The sequence below is a fragment of the Paractinoplanes pyxinae genome (genome assembly GCF_026626335.1).
Taxonomy (GTDB): Bacteria; Actinomycetota; Actinomycetes; order Mycobacteriales; family Micromonosporaceae; genus Actinoplanes; species Actinoplanes pyxinae.
In genome coordinates this window covers 127889-145283 of record NZ_JAPNTZ010000010.1, presented here as the reverse complement: position 1 = coordinate 145283, position 17395 = coordinate 127889, and the positions used below count along the sequence as shown (strand labels likewise).

Here is a 17395-nt window from a genome sequence, read left to right as displayed (position 1 = left end):
TGAACGGCGGGACACGACACTTGGATTGTGCTCTTCCGGAAACGGCGCACTGTCCGTGCGGCGACGGTCCTCGATGGGCCGCCGAGGATGTCTCCGTGATTCCAGGTTCACCGGCCACCGCGGGCCTGCGGCGCCAGCTGACCGAGTTGGGGGAGACCGCGCGCACCGGCGCGTTGCACGTCGGAGGACGGCCGGGCGGCGTCCTGTATCTGGTGGCGGGCCGTATCGCGTACGCGGAAACCCCGGCCAGCCCCGGCCTGGGCGACCGCCTCGTCGCGTCCGGGCGGGTCGCCGCCGCGACGTGGCAGGCCGCGCTGGCCGAGGGCCGCGGCGCCCACCGGGTCGGCCGGCTGCTGCTGCGCGACGGCGCGATCGGGCAGAACGAGCTCGCCCTGCGCGTGGTCGCGGCCATCGCTGACGCGACCCATGAGCTCCTGCAGTCGGCCGAGGCGCCGGTCCGATTCGTACCCGGGGAAAGGCATTGGCTGGGGCCGATCGACGGCGCCGATCTGGGTGGGCTCGGTCACCTCACCGCCCACCGCCTGCGTATCGGCCGGGGCCACAACGCGGCCCCGCCGGGCCACGCCAGGCGCCCGTCGACCATGACGCACAGCGGGTGCGACTGACCCTCTTCCCCCGGCCGGAGGATGGCCCACGGTGACGGCTCGTACACGCCGGAACCGATCGAAGGGATGCACCACAGCGCTGAGGAGAGATGTGCCCGGCGTCGACCACTGTCTGCAGGAGGCCATGGCGATCCCCGGCGCCGTCGGGGCCAGCATCGTCGACTACACCACCGGTTTCCCGGTCGCCACGACGGGAGCCGCACCGAACTCCGACCACGAGGCCGCGGCGGCCGGCACGGCCGACGTGGTGCAGGCCGCGAACAGCCGCTCGCTGTACGTCTCGGCCCTGCCGCACGACCTGCTCGAGGACCTGATCATCACCACCGCGGGCGGCTACCACCTGCTGCGGATGCTGCGGACCGACTTCGACAGCCGGCTCGTGCTCTACGTCTGGCTGGACCGGGTGCAAGGAAACCTCGCGGTGGCCCGGCGCCGCATGCAGAAGCTCGCCGACGAACTCGTCGCTTCGTAACGGGGATGGGAATGACCGTGACAGCCTCGAAGACCGTCTCGCCGGGGCGCCTGCTCACGCAGGTGGCCGGCGAGCGGCAGACCGGCGTGCTGGTGGTCGGCGGCCACCCGGGCGGCGCGGTCTACGTCCTCGAGGGCCGGGTCGTCTACGCCGAGTCGCCGGCCGCGCCCGGGGTGGGCGAGCTGCTCGTCGCGTCGGGCCGGCTGGCCGCCCGCACCTGGCAGAACGCGCTCGACCTGGGCACCTCGACCGCCCGGGTCGGCCGGCTGCTGGTCGAACAGGGTCACCTCACCCAGGGCGAGCTGGAGCTGTGCGTGCTGGGCGCGATCTACGACGCGGCCTACTTCGCGCTCTCCCCGGCCGCGGCGCCGGTCGACTTCCTGACCGGGGCGACGCACTGGCTGGGTCCGGTGGTGCACGTCGATCCGGCCGCGGTCAACCGCGAGGTGGGCCGCCGGGTGGGCCTGCTCGACGAGATCTTCCCGGACGCGAGGGTCGACACCCACGCGGTCGCGCCGGTCACCCGTCCGCCGCGGGAACGGGTGACGCTCACCTCGGCGCAGTGGGAGCTGCTGGTGAACGCGGACGGCCAGCGCACACCGGCCGACCTGGCGCTGCTGCTGGGCCGGGCCGGCTACGCCACCGTGCAGGAGCTGCGCCGGATGGCCGCCCTGGGCCTGATCGAAGTTCCCGAGGTACGCGTGGAGTCTCCCGAGTTCGTCCGGCTGCCCCAGGCCCGGGGCACCGCCGTCGACGTGCGGCGGCCCGTCGTACGGCCGGACGAAGCACCGGCCACCCCCGTGGTCGAGGCGCGCGCCTCGGTGCCGGCCCCGGCCCCCCAGCCGCCACCTGATCCGCCACGCCACTCGCTCACCGAGGACAGCGGGGCCAACCAGGTGACCTACCGGCCGCCCCGGCTGGCCCGCCGCAAACCCGGGGCCAAGTTGCCCAAGGAGATGGCCGGCGAGCCCCCGCCGGTGCACCAGGGCACCGACGAAGTCCTGCTCAAGCGCATCCGCACCGCATTGCGGGCCTTGCGGTGACACGCGCACCCCCGCACGAGAAGGAGTGAGGCAGCGATGACGGTGGATCCGGCTGTGCTCGAGGAGCTCGACCGCCTGCGAGGACGGCTGCATGAACTCTCGGGCAGCGTGCTGGCCACCACCGACGGGCTGGTGGTGGCGCACGACGCGCACGGCATCGAGCCCGACAGCATCGCCGCGCTGGCCGCCGCGCATCTCGCGCTGGCCCGCCGCTTCGCGTACGCCGTGAGCCACGGTGAGCTGCGCGAATCGGTGGTCGAGTGCGACGGGGGCTACATCACCTCGTACACCGCGGGCCCGAACGCCCTGCTCACCCTGGTCACCACCGGCGACGCCAACCTGGCCATGGTGCACCTCGAGGCGCGCCGGTGCGTGCGCCGCCTCGTCCGGATCCTCAGGTTGGAGAACAAGCCGCCCGTACGGCCGGAGATCCCGCACCAGACGGGACCGGCCGGACCGCTGGCGCGGCGCACCCCGATGGCGACCCTTCGGCAGGCCGCGCGCTGAGAGCCCGTTCGTTCGAACGGTCCGCTCCCGCGAGAAGCGGACCACCATCCCACCCCACAGGAGGACAAATTCCATGGCTGACATGGACACCGCACTCAAAGAGATCATGGAGATCGACGGCGCCGTCGGCGTCGCGCTGGTCGACCACACGAGCGGCATGGCCCTCGGCACGGTCGGCGGCGGCAAGGAACTCGACCTGACGGTCGCGGCGGCCGGCAACACCGATGTGGTGCGGGCCAAGCTGCGGGCGATGGAGATGCTCAACATCACCGAGAAGATCGAGGACATCCTCATCACCCTGGACAGCCAGTACCACCTGATCCGGCCGCTGACGAGCCGGGCCGGCAAGGGGTTGTTCCTCTATGTGGCGCTGCGCCGCGACCGGTCGAACCTGGCCATGGCCCGGCACCAGCTCAAGCGCATCGAGAACGACATGGACGTCTGATCCGTACCGCGCGCACCGGGTGGGCAGGGCCACGTTGGTCCTGCCCACCCGCGTTATCTAGGGTTTGAGCGTGTCGGTGCCCGAGATCCTGCGCGACGTCGTGAGCGGCGCCATCGGGTACGAGGCCGGGCTGGACGCCCTGACCGTGGCCCCGGCGGCCGAGGTCGACGCGGCGCTCGGCGGGGCGCTGCGGGACGCGCTGGAGAGACTGTTCAAGGGTGGCTGGCAGCCGGCCGAGCTGCACCGCGTGGTGGCCCGGCTCGGGGATCCGGTGAAGGCCGGGCTCGTGGCTTCGGGCGCGGCGGCGTACGCGTCCCGGTTCGCTTCGGTCGATCCCCGTTGGGCCGCGCAGCTGGCTTCTCCCCCGCTCAAAAAGCCGGACCGGATCACACTTCTCGACTCTTCGCTCGGCCTACTGCGGGAACTTCGGCGGCTGCCGGTCATCGAGGTGCTGATCCCGCCGCCGGGTGCGGCGCCTTCCACGCGGACAAATCGGTCGGACGATCGCATCCTCGACCGCGTGCGAGCCTTGCTGGCCAAAGCCGAGTCGACCGACTTCCCGGCCGAGGCCGAGGCGTACTCGGCGAAAGCTCAGGAACTGATCGCCCGGCACAGCATCGAAGAGGCCCTGACCAGCGCCGACCGGGCCGAAGTGGTGCCGTTCGCGCGGCGGATCGGCGTCGACCACCCGTACGAGAGTGAGAAGGCAAGCCTGCTCGACGCGGTGGCCCGGGCCAACCACTGCCACACGGTGTGGTCGCCCGAGCTGGGCTTCTCGACGCTGTTCGGCTTCGACGCGGACATCGACGGCGTCGACCTGCTCTACACGTCGCTGCTGGTGCAGGCCAACCGGGCGATGGCCCGCGACGAGCCGGCCAAGGGCAAGGCCCGGATCAAGGCGTTCCGGCGGAGCTTCCTGGTGGCGTACGCGCAGCGCATCGGCGAGCGCCTGGCCTCGGCCACGCGCCACGAGATCACCCAGCAGTCCCCCGACCTGCTCCCCGTGCTGCGCAACCGCGACCTTCAAGTGCGCGAGGCAATGCAAAAGGCCTTCCCGCGTACGGTCCGGTCGCGCGGCAGCCGGGTCGACAGCCTGGAAGGCTGGGAGTCCGGCCGGGCCGCGGCCGACGAGGCACAATTGCGTTGACAGGTGCGGCAGACTGAGGGCATGTCGCCTCCACGTTGACGCTGAACCTTCTACGCGGTGCGGGCCTGTTCCGAGGCCGTGCCGCTCTACCCGGTGTACGCGCTGCTGTTCGCCGACACCGGCCTCACGACGGCCCAGGTGTCGTCGCTGTTCGCCCTCTGGTCGGTGGTGGCGTTCGCCGCCGAGGTGCCGTCCGGAGCGCTCGCCGACGCCTGGTCCCGCAAGCGGCTGTACGCGCTGGGCGAGCTGCTGACGGCGGTCGGCTATCTGCTGTGGGTCCTCTGGCCGTCGTATGCGGGCTTCGCTGTGGGCTTTGTGCTGTGGGGCCTGGGTGGGTCGCTGTCGTCGGGGTCGCTCGAGGCCCTGCTGTACGACGAGCTGGCCGCCGAGGGCCGCGCGGACGACTACGCCCGCTTGGCCGGCCGCGGCAACACCCTCTCGATCCTCGCCATGCTGGCCGCCACGCTGGTCGCCACACCCGCCTGGCAGTGGGGCGGCTACGTCTTGGTCGGCGCCCTGAGCGTCGCGGCCAAGGTTGCCGGGGCGGCGCTGGCCCTACGCCTGCCCGAGAACCGCCCCTCCCCGGCCTCCTCCCCCGCCGCCGAACCTGACTCCTCCGAGTCCGCCGGTCCTGACTCCCCCGGCTTCCTCGCCTCCGCCGGTCCTGACTCCTCCGCCTCCTCCGCCTCCGCCGGTCCTGACTCCCCCGGCTCCTCCGCCTCCGCCGAGGATGAGGGCTCCTATTGGTCGCTTCTTCGCGGCGGTGTACGTGAGGCCGTCGGCTCCCGCCGGGTCGGCATGGCCCTACTTGTCGCGGCCCTGATCCCCGGCTTCACGGCGCTCGACGAATACCTGCCGCTGCTCTCCCGCGACAAGGGCGCGTCGACCGCCGCAATCCCTTTGCTGTACGCAGTCACAGCCCTAGCCATGGCCGCCGGCAGCGCCCTAGCCGCCCGCCCGTTCCCGCTGATCGCCGCCCTGCCTATGGCCGCCGCGCTGCTGGCCGGTGGCGCGCTGGCACCACCCCTGGCCGGGATGATCGCCGTCTCGGCCGCCTTCGGGGTGCTCGAGTACTCGATCATCCGAGCCGAGACCCGCCTGCAAGACACGATCAGCGGCCCCGCCCGAAGCACAGTCCTGTCAGTGGCCGGATTCGGAGGCGAGCTCTTCGCCGTAGTGCTCTACGCCGCCTTCGCCCTACCCCTGCAGCTACCGCTGCTGTTCACCCTGTGCGCCGCACCCCTGCTGCTCACAGCCCTGATCGCCCGCCGTTGATCTTGCTTGAGGCCCGGTCGCCCATCCCGAACCCCCACCCGCCTCGGGGACTGGTGGGGAGGTTATGGCATGTCAAGCGGAGTGGGGGCGGTTTTCCACAGGGCGCTACGGCCCCGTGGAGTTGTTGTCCACAGGGGCGTCAGCCGCCGCTGTTTTCCATTTCGGCGCCCTCGGGGACGGTGTCGTCGTCGCGGCTGTCTAGCCAGCCGTAGGGCAGGGAGACCTTGCCGGGGGCGTTGACGCGGCCGCGCGGCTTGCCCAGCTCGTCGACCGGGAAGGGTTCGCCCGGGTCGAGCTTGCCCAGCAGGTCGTCCAGTTCGGCCAGCGACGAGATCATGGCGAGGCGGCGCCGCAGTTCGCCGCCGATCGGGAAGCCCTTCAGATACCAGGCGACGTGCTTGCGGAAGTCGGCGCAGCCGTGCTTCTCGTCGCCGAGCGCGTCGACCAGCAGCTCGGCGTGCCGGGACATGATCTTCGCGACCTCGCCCAGCACGGGCAGCACCGGCTTGTAGTCGGGGCCCTGCGTGAAGGCGGCCTCGAGGTCGGCGAACAGCCACGGCCGGCCCAGGCAGCCGCGGCCGACGACCACGCCGTCGACGCCGGTGTGCTCGACCATGCGCAGCGCGTCCGAGCCCTCCCAGATGTCGCCGTTGCCCAGCACGGGCACGTCGAGCGCCTGCTTGAGGGTGGCGATGGCGTCCCAGTCGGCGAGGCCGGAGTAGCGCTGCTCGGCGGTACGTGCGTGCAGCGCCACCGCGGCGACCCCCGCCTCTTGGGCGGCCAGGCCGGCTTCGACGTACGTCAGATGGTCGTCGTCGATGCCCTTGCGCATCTTGATGGTGAGCGGGATGCCGTACGGCTTCGCTGCCTCGACGGCCTGCCGGACGAGACGGCCGAAGAGCTTGCGCCGCCACGGCAGGGCCGAGCCGCCGCCGCGCCGGGTCACCTTGGGCACCGGGCAGCCGAAGTTCAGGTCGATGTGGTCGGCCAGCCCGTCCTCGCCGACCATGCGCACGGCGGCCGCCGTCACATCCGGGTCGACGCCGTAGAGCTGCAGGCTGCGGAACTTCTCGTCCTCGGCGAAGGCGATCATCTTGAGCGTCTTGGGGATCCGCTCGACCAGCGCCCGCGTGGTGATCATCTCGCACACGTAGACGCCGCCGCCCTGCTCACGGCAGAGCTGCCGGAAGGCCACGTTGGTGATCCCGGCCATCGGGGCGAGCACAACGGGCGGGTTCACGGCGTGGTCGCCGAGCATGAGCGGTGCAGTCACGCCCTCGAGGATAGTTGCCTCTTCTCCGTACGCTGAACGCATGGAGGCCCGGAAGCTGAGCGTCTGGAAGAGCAAGTACCTGGTGACCGACCGTGGCCGCGAGATCGCCACGTGGGACAGCAAGGTCTGGAAGAGCGGCGGCGACCTGACGCTGGACGGCCGGCGCTACGAGGTCCGGGCCAAGAGCTGGGGCAGCCGCTACGCGATGAAGGACGACGCCGGCGCCATCGTCGCCTCGGCCGACCGCGTGGGCCGCAAGCGCTGGACGGTGACCGCCGACGGCCAGACTTACCAGTTCCGCCGCAGGTCCTTCTGGGCCAGCGAAGAGGAACTGGTGCTGGGCGACACCCGGGTCGGCTCGGTCCGCAAGGCCAGCTTCTGGGGCGGCACGGTCGAGGTCGACCTGCCCACCCTCACCCCCGCCCTGCAGCTCTTCGTCCTCGGCGTGGTCATCAGCAAGTGGGAAGCCGAGTCCGCCGCCGCAGCCAGCGCCTCGAGCGGCGGCGGTGGCTAACCCGGCCTCCGGCCGAGCACCTGGTTCACCGAGCAACGCCGCTCGACCCATTTCCGGCTGACCGGGCAAATCCACTCGGTCAGGGTTAACGCGGTGACCTGGATGTCAGCGATCGGGCGATTGAACATCGGCTCGTGATGCGCAATTCGGTTGCGAGACAGGTGGAGCACCTCGACCGCGTCCTGGATGGCCCGGCGTTGCCTCTGGCCAGGGAAGACGTGGAAAAGACTCTGTCGCCACAGCGTCGTGTCGTACTGTCCGGTCAGCAGGAAACGCCAAAAGCCGAACGGAAGCTCAGCCACAACCCGGCCCGGCGTCTCCGTATAACGGCCATATTGCACAGCGCGCTGCCGTGCTCGGCGGATGACGGCCGTTTGTCGTGGCTCCAAGAGCCCGCCCGAGTCCAGGTACCAGCGCGGTTCAGCAAACCGCTGGGTCGACCACGACGTCAGGTTCTGGTGAATCGCATTCCGCAGGATCACCTCGACGTGGCCGATTGTCGCGGCAAGCGCCACCGACACGGATGTATTCCGGACGTAGAGCTCGAAAGCGGAGTTCAGGTCTCCGCCACCGGCTTCGACGTATGGAGCGAGCCTTTCGGGCGAGAGTCGATCAGTCATGACTCCTGTTTCGGTGAGATCGCCGTCCATACCCTAGTCCCTTGCCAAGTCTTGCTCTACACTTGTCGTCAGGAACCCCGGCAGCCTCTGCTCGCATGCGGCCGGGGCACTTTTCTGCCCAGATAGGCCATCGAGTCGTTCCGATGTAGGTACATAATAGTCGCACGACTAGCCGTCACTCGGCAAGGACGCGAGTGCGCCTTCACCGACGTCGCGCATCTGGCACAGTCGGGGCATGGGTGATGGTGAGGCGCCTCGGCGGTTGGTTGTGGTGTTTGAGTCGGCTGTGGCGGCGGCGATCCTTCGGCTGACGCCTGAGCTGGGGTTTCAGACCGTGCTGGTGGAGCCGGACGCGAGCCGGCTGGCGGGGACTCCACGGGCTCGGGGGGATCGGGTCGTGCATGACCTGGCGGCGGCCAACCTTGATGAGAACACGGACGTCGTGCTCACCGACCATGACCGGGCGGAGGTGGGGGACGTACTCAAGGAAGCCTTGGCCGCCCGGACCAGGTACGTCGGGATCATGGGGAACCCCAAGAAAGAAGGGCCGCACGTGGCGGCCCTTCGCTCTCTTGGTGTTCCGGACGAGCAGATCGCCCGGGTGCACCGGCCGATCGGGCTCAACATCCGGGCCCGGACGCCGGCCGAGATCGCCGTGGCGACCCTGGCCGGGCTCATCGCCGACCGGAACGATCGGCCGGGCGGATTCGAGTTCTGACCAGCCTCAGCAGCCGGGCAGGCGCTTGATCAGGTAGTCCTCGATCTGGGACAGGGCGACCCGCTCCTGCTTCATGGTGTCGCGGTCGCGGACCGTCACGGCGTCATCCGTGAGGGTGTCGAAGTCGACCGTGACGCAGAACGGGGTGCCGATCTCGTCCTGGCGGCGGTAGCGGCGGCCGATGGCCTGGCTGTCGTCGAACTCGACGATCCAACGCTTGCGCAGCGTCTCGGCCAGGCCGCGGGCCTTGGGCGACAGGTCGGGGTTGCGCGACAGCGGCAGCACCGCCACCTTGATCGGCGCCAGGCGGGGGTCGAACCGCATGACCGTGCGCTTGTCGACGCCGCCCTTGGTGTTGGGGGCCTCGTCCTCGTCATACGCCTCGAGCAGGAACGCCAGCACGGCCCGGGTGAGCCCGGCGGCCGGCTCGATCACGTACGGCGTCCAGCGCTCCTGCTTCTCTTGATCGAAGAAGGAGAGGTCGACCCCGGAGTGCTTGGAGTGCGTCGACAGGTCGTAGTCGGTGCGGTTGGCGATGCCCTCGAGCTCGGCGAACTCGGTGCCGCCGAACTGGAAGCGGTACTCGATGTCGACCGTGCGCGTGGAGTAGAACGAGCGCTTCTCCGCCGGGTGCTCGTAGAAGCGCAGGTTGTTCTCGGACAGGCCGAGGTCGCGGTACCAGTTCCAGCGCTGCTCGAGCCAGTACTCGTGCCATTTCTCGTCGGTGCCGGGCTCGACGAAGAACTCCATCTCCATCTGCTCGAACTCACGCGTACGGAAAATGAAGTTGCCCGGCGTGATCTCGTTGCGGAAGCTCTTGCCGATCTGGGCGATGCCGAACGGCGGCTTCTTGCGGGCGGCCGTGGCCACGTTGTTGTAGTTGACGAAGATGCCCTGGGCGGTCTCGGGCCGCAGGTAGTGCAGGCCCTCGGCGCTCTCGGTGGGGCCCAGGTAGGTCTTCATCAGGCCGTTGAAGTTCTTCGGCTCGGTGAAGGTGCCCTTGTTGCCGCAGTTGGGGCAGTTCAGCTCCTGCAGCGAGGCGGGCGGCGAGCCGTGCTTCTCTTCCCACGCTTCTTCGAGGTGGTCGGCCCGGAAACGCTTGTGGCACGACTGGCACTCGGTGAGCGGGTCGGTGAACGCCTCGACGTGGCCGGAGGCGACCCACACGTCACGCGAGAGGATGACGGCGGAGTCGAGACCGACGATGTCGTCACGCTGCTGGACCATCGTGCGCCACCACTGGCGGCGGACGTTCTCCTTCAGCTCCACGCCCAGGGGACCGTAGTCCCAGGCCGAGCGGGTTCCTCCGTAGATCTCGCTGGAGGGGAAGACGAAGCCGCGGCGCTTGGCCAGGCTGACGACGGAGTCGATACGGTCGGCGGGCATGTTCCTCCTACGCCGGCTGGGTGTCGGCGGGGACGCTAAGGATCAGGACAAACAGCGAGATTACTCCCCGACCTCGCACACCTCGAACGCACCCGTGGAGGCGTTCTGGTCGAGCGAGGCCTCGAGCTGTGCCGTCTGGCCGTCCTCGTAGGTGGCCTGGAACGGCACGCTCATGTTGATCGTGTCGAATGTGCCCAGCTGCCACTCGGTGATCCGTTGCTCGCCTTCGATGCGGGTGCGGAATTCGGCGGCGGTCTCGTCACGCTTGGCGCGTCCGCACAATTGCGAGTACGCGTCGTCGTACATCCGGGCCTTGAGGGAGTCGAGATAGTCGTCCACCGCCGCGTGCGCCTGCTCGTCCAGCGCGCCCTGCACGGACGAGCCGAGCCCGATCAGCGCGGCCACGCCCCCGCCGCAGATGAGCAGGACGACGCCGGCGCCGATGCCCAGGCCCCAGCCGAGGCGCTTGCCCTTGCCCTCGACCGGCGGCGCGGGGAACGGCGGCTGGACACCCGGCCCCGGCGGCGGGGCGGGAACGTGCGGCGCCGTCGTCATGCTGCCAACAGTAGTCGTCAGCGCCAGGGATCGGCGGCCCGGTCACTTTCCGCGACCTCGACCGGCCCGCCGGGCGCGGCGGCGGCCAGGGTCTCGAAGGCGGACGGCTCGTCGACCGACCGGGCGAGCAGCGGGGTGGCGTTCACCTTGACGTCGAAGGCGCCCAGGGCCCGCCGGTACGCTCCGACGGACTCCCACTCGGTGGCCAGGATCCACGTGGCCGGGTCCTCGAGCGCGCGGGTCAGGCGGCCGGAAAGATAGCCGGAGCACGTGGCCAGCGCGGCCAGCGCGGCGTGGGCCTGCGGGAGGAAGCCGTCCTGATCTTCCGGCGGCACGGCGAAGCGGTTGAGCACGAGCATGCGACGAGGGTACGCAGCGACGAGGAGCGGCCAGTGACACCCATACAACGCCTGTCCAAGGTGAGCCCGACCAAGGCGTTCATCGTCGCCCTGGTGGTGATGCTGGCCGGCCTGTTCCTGCCCGGGATCGTCGGCGCCGCGCTGCTGGCCGTGCTGGCGGTGGGCCTGGGCGCGCTCACGTTCACCACGTGGCCGGTGCAGAACACGTCGACCCGGGTGCTCCGCCTGCTCATCCTCGCCCTGCTCGTGGCGGTGATCGTGGCCAAGGCGCTCTAGACATATGCGGTTTTGACAATCATTATCATTCTCGGAGACAGTGGTTGCTATGCGCCACCGTCTGCTTCCTGCTCTGCTCGTGACCGCTGCTCTGGCGGGCTGCGGCGGACAGACCGGGACGGCGGACGGGAAGTTCGAGATCGTCACGGCGTTCTATCCGCTGCAGTTCCTCAGCGAGCGGATCGGAGGCGACGTGGTCAGCGTCACCAACCTCACCAAGCCGGGCGCCGAGCCGCACGACATCGAGCTCACCCCGCGCCAGGTCGGTGACGTCGCCGAGGCCGGGCTCGCCGTCTACATCAAGGGCTTCCAGCCGGCCGTCGACCAGGCGATCGACCAGGAGGCCAAGGACAAGTCCTTCGACGCCGCCTCGGTGGTGCCGCTGCTCAAGGCGAGCGGCGAGGAGGAGCACGGCCACGAGCACGAGGAAGCCGAGAGCGGCGAGGACCCGCATGTCTGGCTCGACCCGGTGCGGTTCTCGACGATCGCCGAGAAGCTGGGCGAGCGCCTGGCCGAGGCCGACCCCGAGCACGCCGCCGGCTACCGGGAGCGGGCGAAGGCCCTGGTCGCCGAGCTGGGCACGCTGAACACCGAGTTCGCCGACGGCCTCAAGACCTGCGAGCGCCGCGAGCTGGTGACCAGCCACACGGCTTTCGCCTACCTCGCGAGCCGCTACGACCTGCACCAGGTGGGTATCTCGGGCATCGACCCCGAGGCCGAGCCCTCGCCGCAGCGGCTGGCCGCCGTGGCGAAGGAGGCGCGGGAGACCGGCACCACCACGATCTTCTTCGAGACGCTGGTCAGTCCGGCCGTGGCCGAGACCATCGCGCGCGAGGTCGGCGCGAAGACGGCCGTCCTCGACCCCCTCGAGGGACTCGTGGACCAGAAAGGCGACTACTTGAGCGTCATGCGGCAGAACCTGGCCGCGCTGACCGCCGGATTGGGGTGTTCGTGATGAGCGTCGTCAACGTGCGTCACGCCGCGGTCGGCTACGACGGCCGCGAGATCCTGCACGACGTCTCGTTCGAGGTCGGGCCGGGCGAGGTGGTCGCGATTCTCGGCGCCAACGGCTCGGGCAAGTCCACCTTGATCCGTACGATCCTGGGCCTCACCCCGCTGACCCGGGGCGAGATCGACCTGTTCGGCACGCCGCAGCGCAAGTTCCGCGACTGGGCCCGCATCGGGTACGTGCCGCAGCGGCTCGGCGCCGGCAGCGGCGTGCCCGCCACGGTCGGCGAGGTGGTGGCGTCCGGACGGCTGGCCCGCCGGGGCATCTTCCGCATGCCGCGGGTGGCCGACAAGACCGCCGTACGCGATGCGCTGACCGACGTGGGCCTGCTGGACCGCATCAACGATCCGGTCACCACGCTTTCGGGCGGGCAGCAGCAACGTACGCTCATCGCCCGCGCCCTGGCCGGGAAGCCCGATCTGCTGGTGCTCGACGAGCCCACGGCCGGCGTCGACGCGGCCAGCCAGGAGGCGTTCGCGGCCGCGCTGGGCCGGTTCCAGTCCACCGGCGGCTCGATCCTGCTGGTCGCGCACGAGCTCGGCCCGCTGCGCCCGCTGATCGACCGGGCGGTCGTGGTGCACGAGGGCCGCATCGCGCACGTGGGCCCGCCGCCCGAGCCGGCCGGCCACCACGCGGAGCCCGACCACGACCACGTGCACCCGCACGCCGTACAGCAAGCGAACGGCATCTGCGTGGCGCCCACCGACCGGATCCCGGCCAACTGACCCGTCCAACCACCCCGCCGCCGCCCAAGAAAGGAGTAAACCGATCTATCTTTTTCAGTACGACTTCATGATGCGGGCCCTCATGGGCGCGCTGATCATCGGCCTGGCCGCGCCCGCGCTCGGCATCTATCTGGTGCAGCGCCGGCTGTCGCTCATCGGCGACGGCATCGGCCACGTCGCGCTCACCGGCGTCGGCGTGGGCCTGCTGCTCAATCAGTCCCCCGTGATCAGCGCGGTCATCGTGGCGGCGATCGGCGCGGTCGGCGTCGAGCTGATCCGCGAGCGCGGCCGCACCTCGGGCGACCTGGCGCTGGCCCTGCTCTTTTACGGCGGCATCGCGGGCGGCGTGGTGCTGGTCGCGCTCTCCGACGACGCCAGCAGCAACAGCCTGGTGCAGTACCTCTTCGGCTCGCTGATCACGACGTCGCCCGAGGACATCGCCGTGATCGCGGTGCTGGGGGCGGCGGTGATCGTCGCCATGGTCGCCTTCCGGCCGGCCCTGTTCGCGGTGTGCAACGACGAGGAGTACGCGCGGGTGAGCGGCCTGCCGGTGCGGGCGCTCAACATCCTCATGGCCGTGACCACTGCCGTGACCGTGACGATCGCCATGCGTACGGTGGGATTGTTGCTCGTCTCGGCCCTGATGGTCATCCCGGTCGCCGCGGCGCAGCAGGTCACCCGCGGTTTCCGCACCACGATGGCCGCCGCGATGGCGATCGGTCTGGTGGCCGCGGGCGTCGGCGTCGTCGTATCGGCCGAGGCCGACACCCCGCCCGGCGCGACCACGGTGATCCTGGCCCTGGCCGTCTTCGTCGCCATCACGGTCGGCGCGGCCGGCTGGCGGATCGTGCGGCGCCGCGCCCACCCGCCGCACGAGGTGGAACCGCCCGACGTCGTCCTGCAGGAGGTCCGATGACGAACACGCCGAGCGGGTACGAGGCGTACGAGTCGGCCGGTGAGCTGCTGCGCGCCCTGTCCGCGCCGATCCGGGTCGCCATCGTGGCCGAACTGGGCGCGGGCGAACGCTGCGTCCACGAACTGGTCGAGAAACTGGGCGCGCCGCAGCCGCTCGTCTCGCAGCATCTGCGGGTGCTGCGGGGCGCCGGAGTGGTGCGGGGTGCACGACGTGGCCGCGAGATCGCATACTCGCTGGTGGACGATCACGTCGCGCACATCGTCGCCGACGCTGTCAGCCACGCGAGGGAGGTCCGATCGTGAGCGCCGAGCAGAATGTCGCGCAGCGCACCACCAAGCAGCGCACCGCGGTGAGTGCCGTGCTGGCCGAGGCCGAGGGTTTCTACAGTGCCCAGGAACTGCACGCCCGGCTGCGCGAACGCGGCGAGCGGGTGGGCCTGACCACGGTCTACCGCACGTTGCAGGGCCTGGCCGACGCGGGCGAGATCGACGTGATGCGCCCGCCCGGCGGCGAGCACCTGTACCGCCGGTGCAGCCAGGGCCACCACCATCACCTGGTTTGCCGGGACTGCGGCAGCACGGTCGAGGTCGAGGGCCCGGCCGTCGAGACGTGGGCCGACAAGGTGGCGAGCCGGCACGGGTACGTCGACGTCTCGCACACGTTGGAGATCTTCGGAACGTGCCCCGATTGTGCCGGTAACCGCTGAGCCCGTCCTCATGGGACGCTTTCCCCCGTGAAGCTCTATGCCGACCGGATCCCCACCGCCGTACGCCAGCTCATCACCGACATCCTCGTGATCCTCTGGGTCTACGCGTGGGTGCGGGCCGGCCTGTGGGTCAACGACATGGTCGAGAAACTGGCCGTGCCGGGGGCCCGGCTCGAGAGCGCGGGCGGCGGCATCGCCGACAACCTGACCGACGCCGGCGGCAAGGTGGGCGGGGTTCCGCTCGTCGGTGACCAGCTGGTCAAGCCGTTCGAGGGGGCCGCGTCGGCCGCCCGGTCGCTGGCCGAGGCGGGCCGGCAGACCCAGGCCGCCGTCGACACGATGGCCTGGGTGGTCGCACTCATCGCGGTGGCCCTTCCGCTGGCCCTGGTGCTGTTCGGCTGGCTGCCACTGCGGCTGCGCTGGATGCGCCGGGCCGCTGTCGCTTCGGCCGTACGGGACCAGCCGGCCGGCCGCGACCTGCTGGCTCTGCGCGCTTTGGCCGGCCAGCCGCTCAACCGGCTGGCCAAGCTCGGCCCCGACATCGCCCAGAGCTGGCGCAACGGCGACGCCGCGGCGGTCGACGCGCTGGCCGAGCTCGAACTCAGGAGACTCGGTCTGCGGTCTCGCCGGCCCTGACGTCGGTCTGGCTGACCTCCTCGTCCTCCTCCTCGGCGTCGTCGGTGATCCAGTTGCGCCGCAGGAACGGGATGCCGGCCCAGAAGGTCAGGAAGAAGACGGCGGTGAGCCCGCTGAAGACGAAGGCGATGGGCCGGTCGAGGATGAAGTCGGTGACCAGCAGGACGCTGCTGACCATGGAGACCAGCAGGAAGAACAGGCCGCCGGTGGCCATCGCGTGGGCGTAGCGGACCAGTTCCGGCTTGCGGCCCTGACGGAACAGCGCCCGATGGAAAGCGACGGGGGCGATGATCATGGCGGTGGCCCCGGCCGCGGCGAGCAACGCGACGACGTACACGTCCTTCTGGAACTGCGTGACCTCGGGGAACCGGTTGCTGAAGGGCAGAGTCAACAGGAACGCGAAGAGAATCTGGATGCCGGTCTGCGCGACGCGTAGCTCTTGCAGAAGATCGGCGAAGTTACGGTCCCAACGTTCCTTCTCGGTCTCGCGTCTGCCGCGCTTGTGCTCGTCCGCCATGACGCTCCCGATTCCCCAAGGTGAACGAAAATCAAACTCCGCGAATACGCCGGATTGCCGCCTCGGCCAGCGCGGTCGCCGCCTGCTCGGGCACCCAGTGGCTGATCCCGCGCATGGCGACCAGCTGATAGTCGGCCTCGACCCAGTCGGCGGTGCGCAATGCGGCCGTCAGGGTCACCACGCCGTCCTTGTCGCTCCAGACGTACGTGGTGGGCACGTTGATGACGCCGGGGCTGCCGGGCGAGCCGCCGGTCGTCGCCCGGTACCAGTTCAGGCCGCCGGTGAGCCGGCCCGGGTCGTCGCGCATCGCCTCGACGTACTTTTCGCCGCGAGCGCCGATCGGCTTGAACATGCCGCGCAGCACGGCGCCGTCCCGGGCCAGCAGCAGGCGCTCGGCCCGCGGCGACTGGAAGACCTTGAAGTACGCCATCCGGGCGCGCTGAGCCGCTCGGGTGCGCAGGGCCAGGCCCAGCGCCTTGGGGTGCGGCACCGAGACGGCGGTCAGGCTGCGCACCCGCCCCGGATGGGTCGAGGCGAGCCACCAGCCGACGATCGCGCCCCAGTCGTGGCCGATCACGTGGGCCGATTCGACGCCGAGCGCGTCCAGCACGGCCACGGCGTCGGCGGTCGGCTCGCTCAGGTGGTAGGCGCCGACCTCGGCCGGGCGGGCGCCGGGCGAGGTGCCGCGCTGGTCCAACGCGTACGTCCGCAGGCCCGCCGCGTGCAGCTTGGGCGCGAGCAGATCGAACTCGCGGTGATCCTGGGGGAAGCCGTGCAGCAGCAGCACCGGGTCGCCGTCGGCCGGCCCGCCCTCGTACACATCGAAGGTCAGCCCGCGCGCCTTGATCTCCATGTGATCACTCCCTCGCTGTTCGGCGACTCGATCCGGTGTTACGTTCATCGAAACACAAGCAAGTCAGCAGTTCCGACAGGGGAGCGCACAGCGCTGAGAGTGCGGGCGACCGCAGACCCTCGCACCTGATCTGGGTAATGCCAGCGCAGGAAGTTCGGTCTTTTCTCCAGCCGCGCCGTGTCCGGGCCACGCCCGGCATCGGCGTGCGTCTCCTCCCGGTACAAACTGGGAGGTTTCATCATGAACAACCGCTGGCGCACGATCGACATCGTGATCGCCTCGATCATCGCCGTGGCCTTCGGCGTGATCTTCTGGGCCTGGGGCCTGCTCTGGAACGGCCCCGCCGACGCCATCCCCCTGCCCGGCCGGGCCGTGCTCTACGGCGTCTGGCTGGTGCCGGCCGTCCTCGGCGCGCTCATCATCCGCAAGCCCGGCGCCGCCTTCTACACCCTCTCGCTCGCCTCGCTCGTCTCGGTGGCGATCGGCGTGAGCTGGGGCTGGACGATCGTCGTGCAGGGCCCGCTGGAGGCGCTGGGCGCCGAGCTGATCTTCGCGGCGTTCGCGTACAAGGTCTACCGCCTGCCGGTGGCGCTGCTCGCGGGGGCCACGGCGGGTGTGGTGGCCGCGGTCTACGACGCTTTCGTCTGGTACGGCGGCACGTCCTGGGCCACCATGCGGATCCCCTACATCCTCATCACCGGGGTCTCGGCCCTGGTCATCGCCGGGCTCGGCAGCGTGCTGCTGACCCGCGCGCTGGCTCAGACCGGCGTTCTCGACCGATTCCCGGCCGGCCGGTCGCGAGCGCTCGTCTGATTTG

24 protein-coding genes and 1 riboswitch are annotated in these 17395 nt (G+C 70.4%); of the genes, 17 read left to right on the top strand and 7 right to left on the bottom strand.

Going from position 1 to position 17395, the window contains the following annotated elements; translation table 11 throughout:
- The first annotated feature begins 95 nt into the window (after window positions 1-95).
- The 7 genes from OWR29_RS27790 (at window position 96) to OWR29_RS27760 (ending at window position 5515) form a co-directional block, all read left to right on the top strand.
- Window positions 96-626, top strand: coding sequence for a DUF4388 domain-containing protein (locus OWR29_RS27790; protein ID WP_267566212.1), 531 nt, complete (start codon window positions 96-98; stop codon window positions 624-626).
- 91 nt (window positions 627-717) lie between these two features.
- Entirely contained in the window at window positions 718-1098 is a 381-nt protein-coding gene (locus OWR29_RS27785) for a roadblock/LC7 domain-containing protein (RefSeq protein ID WP_267566211.1), read from the top strand.
- An 11-nt stretch (window positions 1099-1109) separates the two neighbouring features.
- Entirely contained in the window at window positions 1110-2141 is a 1032-nt protein-coding gene (locus OWR29_RS27780; RefSeq protein ID WP_267566210.1) for a DUF4388 domain-containing protein, read from the top strand.
- A gap of 36 nt (window positions 2142-2177) precedes the next feature.
- Entirely contained in the window at window positions 2178-2648 is a 471-nt protein-coding gene (locus OWR29_RS27775; protein WP_267566209.1) for a roadblock/LC7 domain-containing protein, read from the top strand.
- Window positions 2649-2721: 73 nt separating this feature from the next.
- Window positions 2722-3093, top strand: a complete 372-nt coding sequence (locus OWR29_RS27770) for a hypothetical protein (protein WP_221376489.1) — start codon at window positions 2722-2724, stop codon at window positions 3091-3093.
- A gap of 70 nt (window positions 3094-3163) precedes the next feature.
- Complete coding sequence (locus tag OWR29_RS27765) at window positions 3164-4240, top strand: DUF2786 domain-containing protein (RefSeq protein WP_267566208.1); 1077 nt, start codon at window positions 3164-3166, stop codon at window positions 4238-4240.
- 57 nt (window positions 4241-4297) lie between these two features.
- On the top strand, window positions 4298-5515 hold the full coding sequence (locus OWR29_RS27760; RefSeq protein WP_267566207.1) for an MFS transporter: 1218 nt from the start codon (window positions 4298-4300) through the stop codon (window positions 5513-5515).
- Window positions 5516-5654: 139 nt separating this feature from the next.
- On the opposite strand, the gene dusB is transcribed toward OWR29_RS27760, so the two are convergent.
- Entirely contained in the window at window positions 5655-6773 is a 1119-nt protein-coding gene (gene dusB, locus OWR29_RS27755) for a tRNA dihydrouridine synthase DusB (RefSeq protein WP_267566487.1), read from the bottom strand.
- A 55-nt stretch (window positions 6774-6828) separates the two neighbouring features.
- On the opposite strand from dusB, the gene OWR29_RS27750 reads away from it, so the two are divergent.
- Window positions 6829-7302: a hypothetical protein gene (locus tag OWR29_RS27750; RefSeq protein WP_267566206.1), complete on the top strand. Its 474-nt coding sequence runs from the start codon at window positions 6829-6831 to the stop codon at window positions 7300-7302.
- Here OWR29_RS27750 and OWR29_RS27745 read toward each other — a convergent pair.
- Window positions 7299-7952, bottom strand: a complete 654-nt coding sequence (locus tag OWR29_RS27745) for an Abi family protein (protein WP_267566205.1) — start codon at window positions 7950-7952, stop codon at window positions 7299-7301. The genes OWR29_RS27750 and OWR29_RS27745 overlap by 4 nt on opposite strands.
- A 205-nt stretch (window positions 7953-8157) precedes the next feature.
- Between OWR29_RS27745 and OWR29_RS27740 the strand changes: the two genes are divergently transcribed.
- Window positions 8158-8640, top strand: a complete 483-nt coding sequence (locus tag OWR29_RS27740; RefSeq protein ID WP_267566204.1) for an XdhC family protein — start codon at window positions 8158-8160, stop codon at window positions 8638-8640.
- Window positions 8641-8646: 6 nt separating this feature from the next.
- Here the strand turns inward: OWR29_RS27740 and OWR29_RS27735 are convergent, their stop codons facing one another.
- From OWR29_RS27735 to OWR29_RS27725, 3 genes are read right to left on the bottom strand one after another with little or no spacing between them, the layout of a single operon-like run.
- A complete protein-coding gene (locus tag OWR29_RS27735) occupies window positions 8647-10026 on the bottom strand; it encodes a glycine--tRNA ligase (RefSeq protein WP_267566203.1) in 1380 nt (459 codons plus the stop codon).
- 60 nt (window positions 10027-10086) lie between these two features.
- Entirely contained in the window at window positions 10087-10581 is a 495-nt protein-coding gene (locus OWR29_RS27730) for a hypothetical protein (protein WP_267566202.1), read from the bottom strand.
- A gap of 17 nt (window positions 10582-10598) precedes the next feature.
- Complete coding sequence (locus OWR29_RS27725) at window positions 10599-10940, bottom strand: antibiotic biosynthesis monooxygenase family protein (RefSeq protein ID WP_267566201.1); 342 nt, start codon at window positions 10938-10940, stop codon at window positions 10599-10601.
- Between OWR29_RS27725 and OWR29_RS27720 the strand changes: the two genes are divergently transcribed.
- From OWR29_RS27720 to OWR29_RS27690, 7 genes are read left to right on the top strand one after another with little or no spacing between them, the layout of a single operon-like run.
- Window positions 10875-11216 carry a DUF6703 family protein gene (locus tag OWR29_RS27720; RefSeq protein ID WP_324291276.1) on the top strand — a complete coding sequence of 114 codons (342 nt, stop codon included), beginning with the start codon at window positions 10875-10877 and terminating at the stop codon, window positions 11214-11216. The two genes, OWR29_RS27725 and OWR29_RS27720, sit on opposite strands and share 66 nt — an antisense overlap.
- 49 nt (window positions 11217-11265) lie before the next feature.
- Complete coding sequence (locus OWR29_RS27715; RefSeq protein WP_267566199.1) at window positions 11266-12171, top strand: metal ABC transporter substrate-binding protein; 906 nt, start codon at window positions 11266-11268, stop codon at window positions 12169-12171.
- A complete protein-coding gene (locus tag OWR29_RS27710) occupies window positions 12171-12950 on the top strand; it encodes a metal ABC transporter ATP-binding protein (RefSeq protein ID WP_267566198.1) in 780 nt (259 codons plus the stop codon). The genes OWR29_RS27715 and OWR29_RS27710 overlap by 1 nt, the downstream gene beginning before the upstream one ends.
- Before the next feature lie 43 nt (window positions 12951-12993).
- On the top strand, window positions 12994-13866 hold the full coding sequence (locus OWR29_RS27705; protein WP_267566486.1) for a metal ABC transporter permease: 873 nt from the start codon (window positions 12994-12996) through the stop codon (window positions 13864-13866).
- Window positions 13863-14168 carry an ArsR/SmtB family transcription factor gene (locus OWR29_RS27700; protein ID WP_267566197.1) on the top strand — a complete coding sequence of 102 codons (306 nt, stop codon included), beginning with the start codon at window positions 13863-13865 and terminating at the stop codon, window positions 14166-14168. Before OWR29_RS27705 ends, OWR29_RS27700 begins: the two co-directional genes overlap by 4 nt.
- On the top strand, window positions 14165-14572 hold the full coding sequence (locus OWR29_RS27695) for a Fur family transcriptional regulator (protein ID WP_438872662.1): 408 nt from the start codon (window positions 14165-14167) through the stop codon (window positions 14570-14572). The genes OWR29_RS27700 and OWR29_RS27695 overlap by 4 nt, the downstream gene beginning before the upstream one ends.
- A 27-nt stretch (window positions 14573-14599) precedes the next feature.
- Entirely contained in the window at window positions 14600-15208 is a 609-nt protein-coding gene (locus tag OWR29_RS27690) for a hypothetical protein (RefSeq protein WP_267566196.1), read from the top strand.
- Here OWR29_RS27690 and OWR29_RS27685 read toward each other — a convergent pair.
- Complete coding sequence (locus tag OWR29_RS27685) at window positions 15174-15725, bottom strand: DUF6328 family protein (RefSeq protein WP_267566195.1); 552 nt, start codon at window positions 15723-15725, stop codon at window positions 15174-15176. The genes OWR29_RS27690 and OWR29_RS27685 overlap by 35 nt on opposite strands.
- Before the next feature lie 31 nt (window positions 15726-15756).
- Window positions 15757-16578, bottom strand: a complete 822-nt coding sequence (locus OWR29_RS27680) for an alpha/beta fold hydrolase (RefSeq protein WP_267566194.1) — start codon at window positions 16576-16578, stop codon at window positions 15757-15759.
- 67 nt (window positions 16579-16645) lie between these two features.
- Window positions 16646-16748, top strand: a riboswitch (TPP riboswitch).
- A gap of 70 nt (window positions 16749-16818) precedes the next feature.
- Here OWR29_RS27680 and OWR29_RS27675 point away from each other — a divergent pair.
- Complete coding sequence (locus tag OWR29_RS27675; RefSeq protein ID WP_267566193.1) at window positions 16819-17391, top strand: ECF transporter S component; 573 nt, start codon at window positions 16819-16821, stop codon at window positions 17389-17391.
- Window positions 17392-17395: the final 4 nt, after the last annotated feature.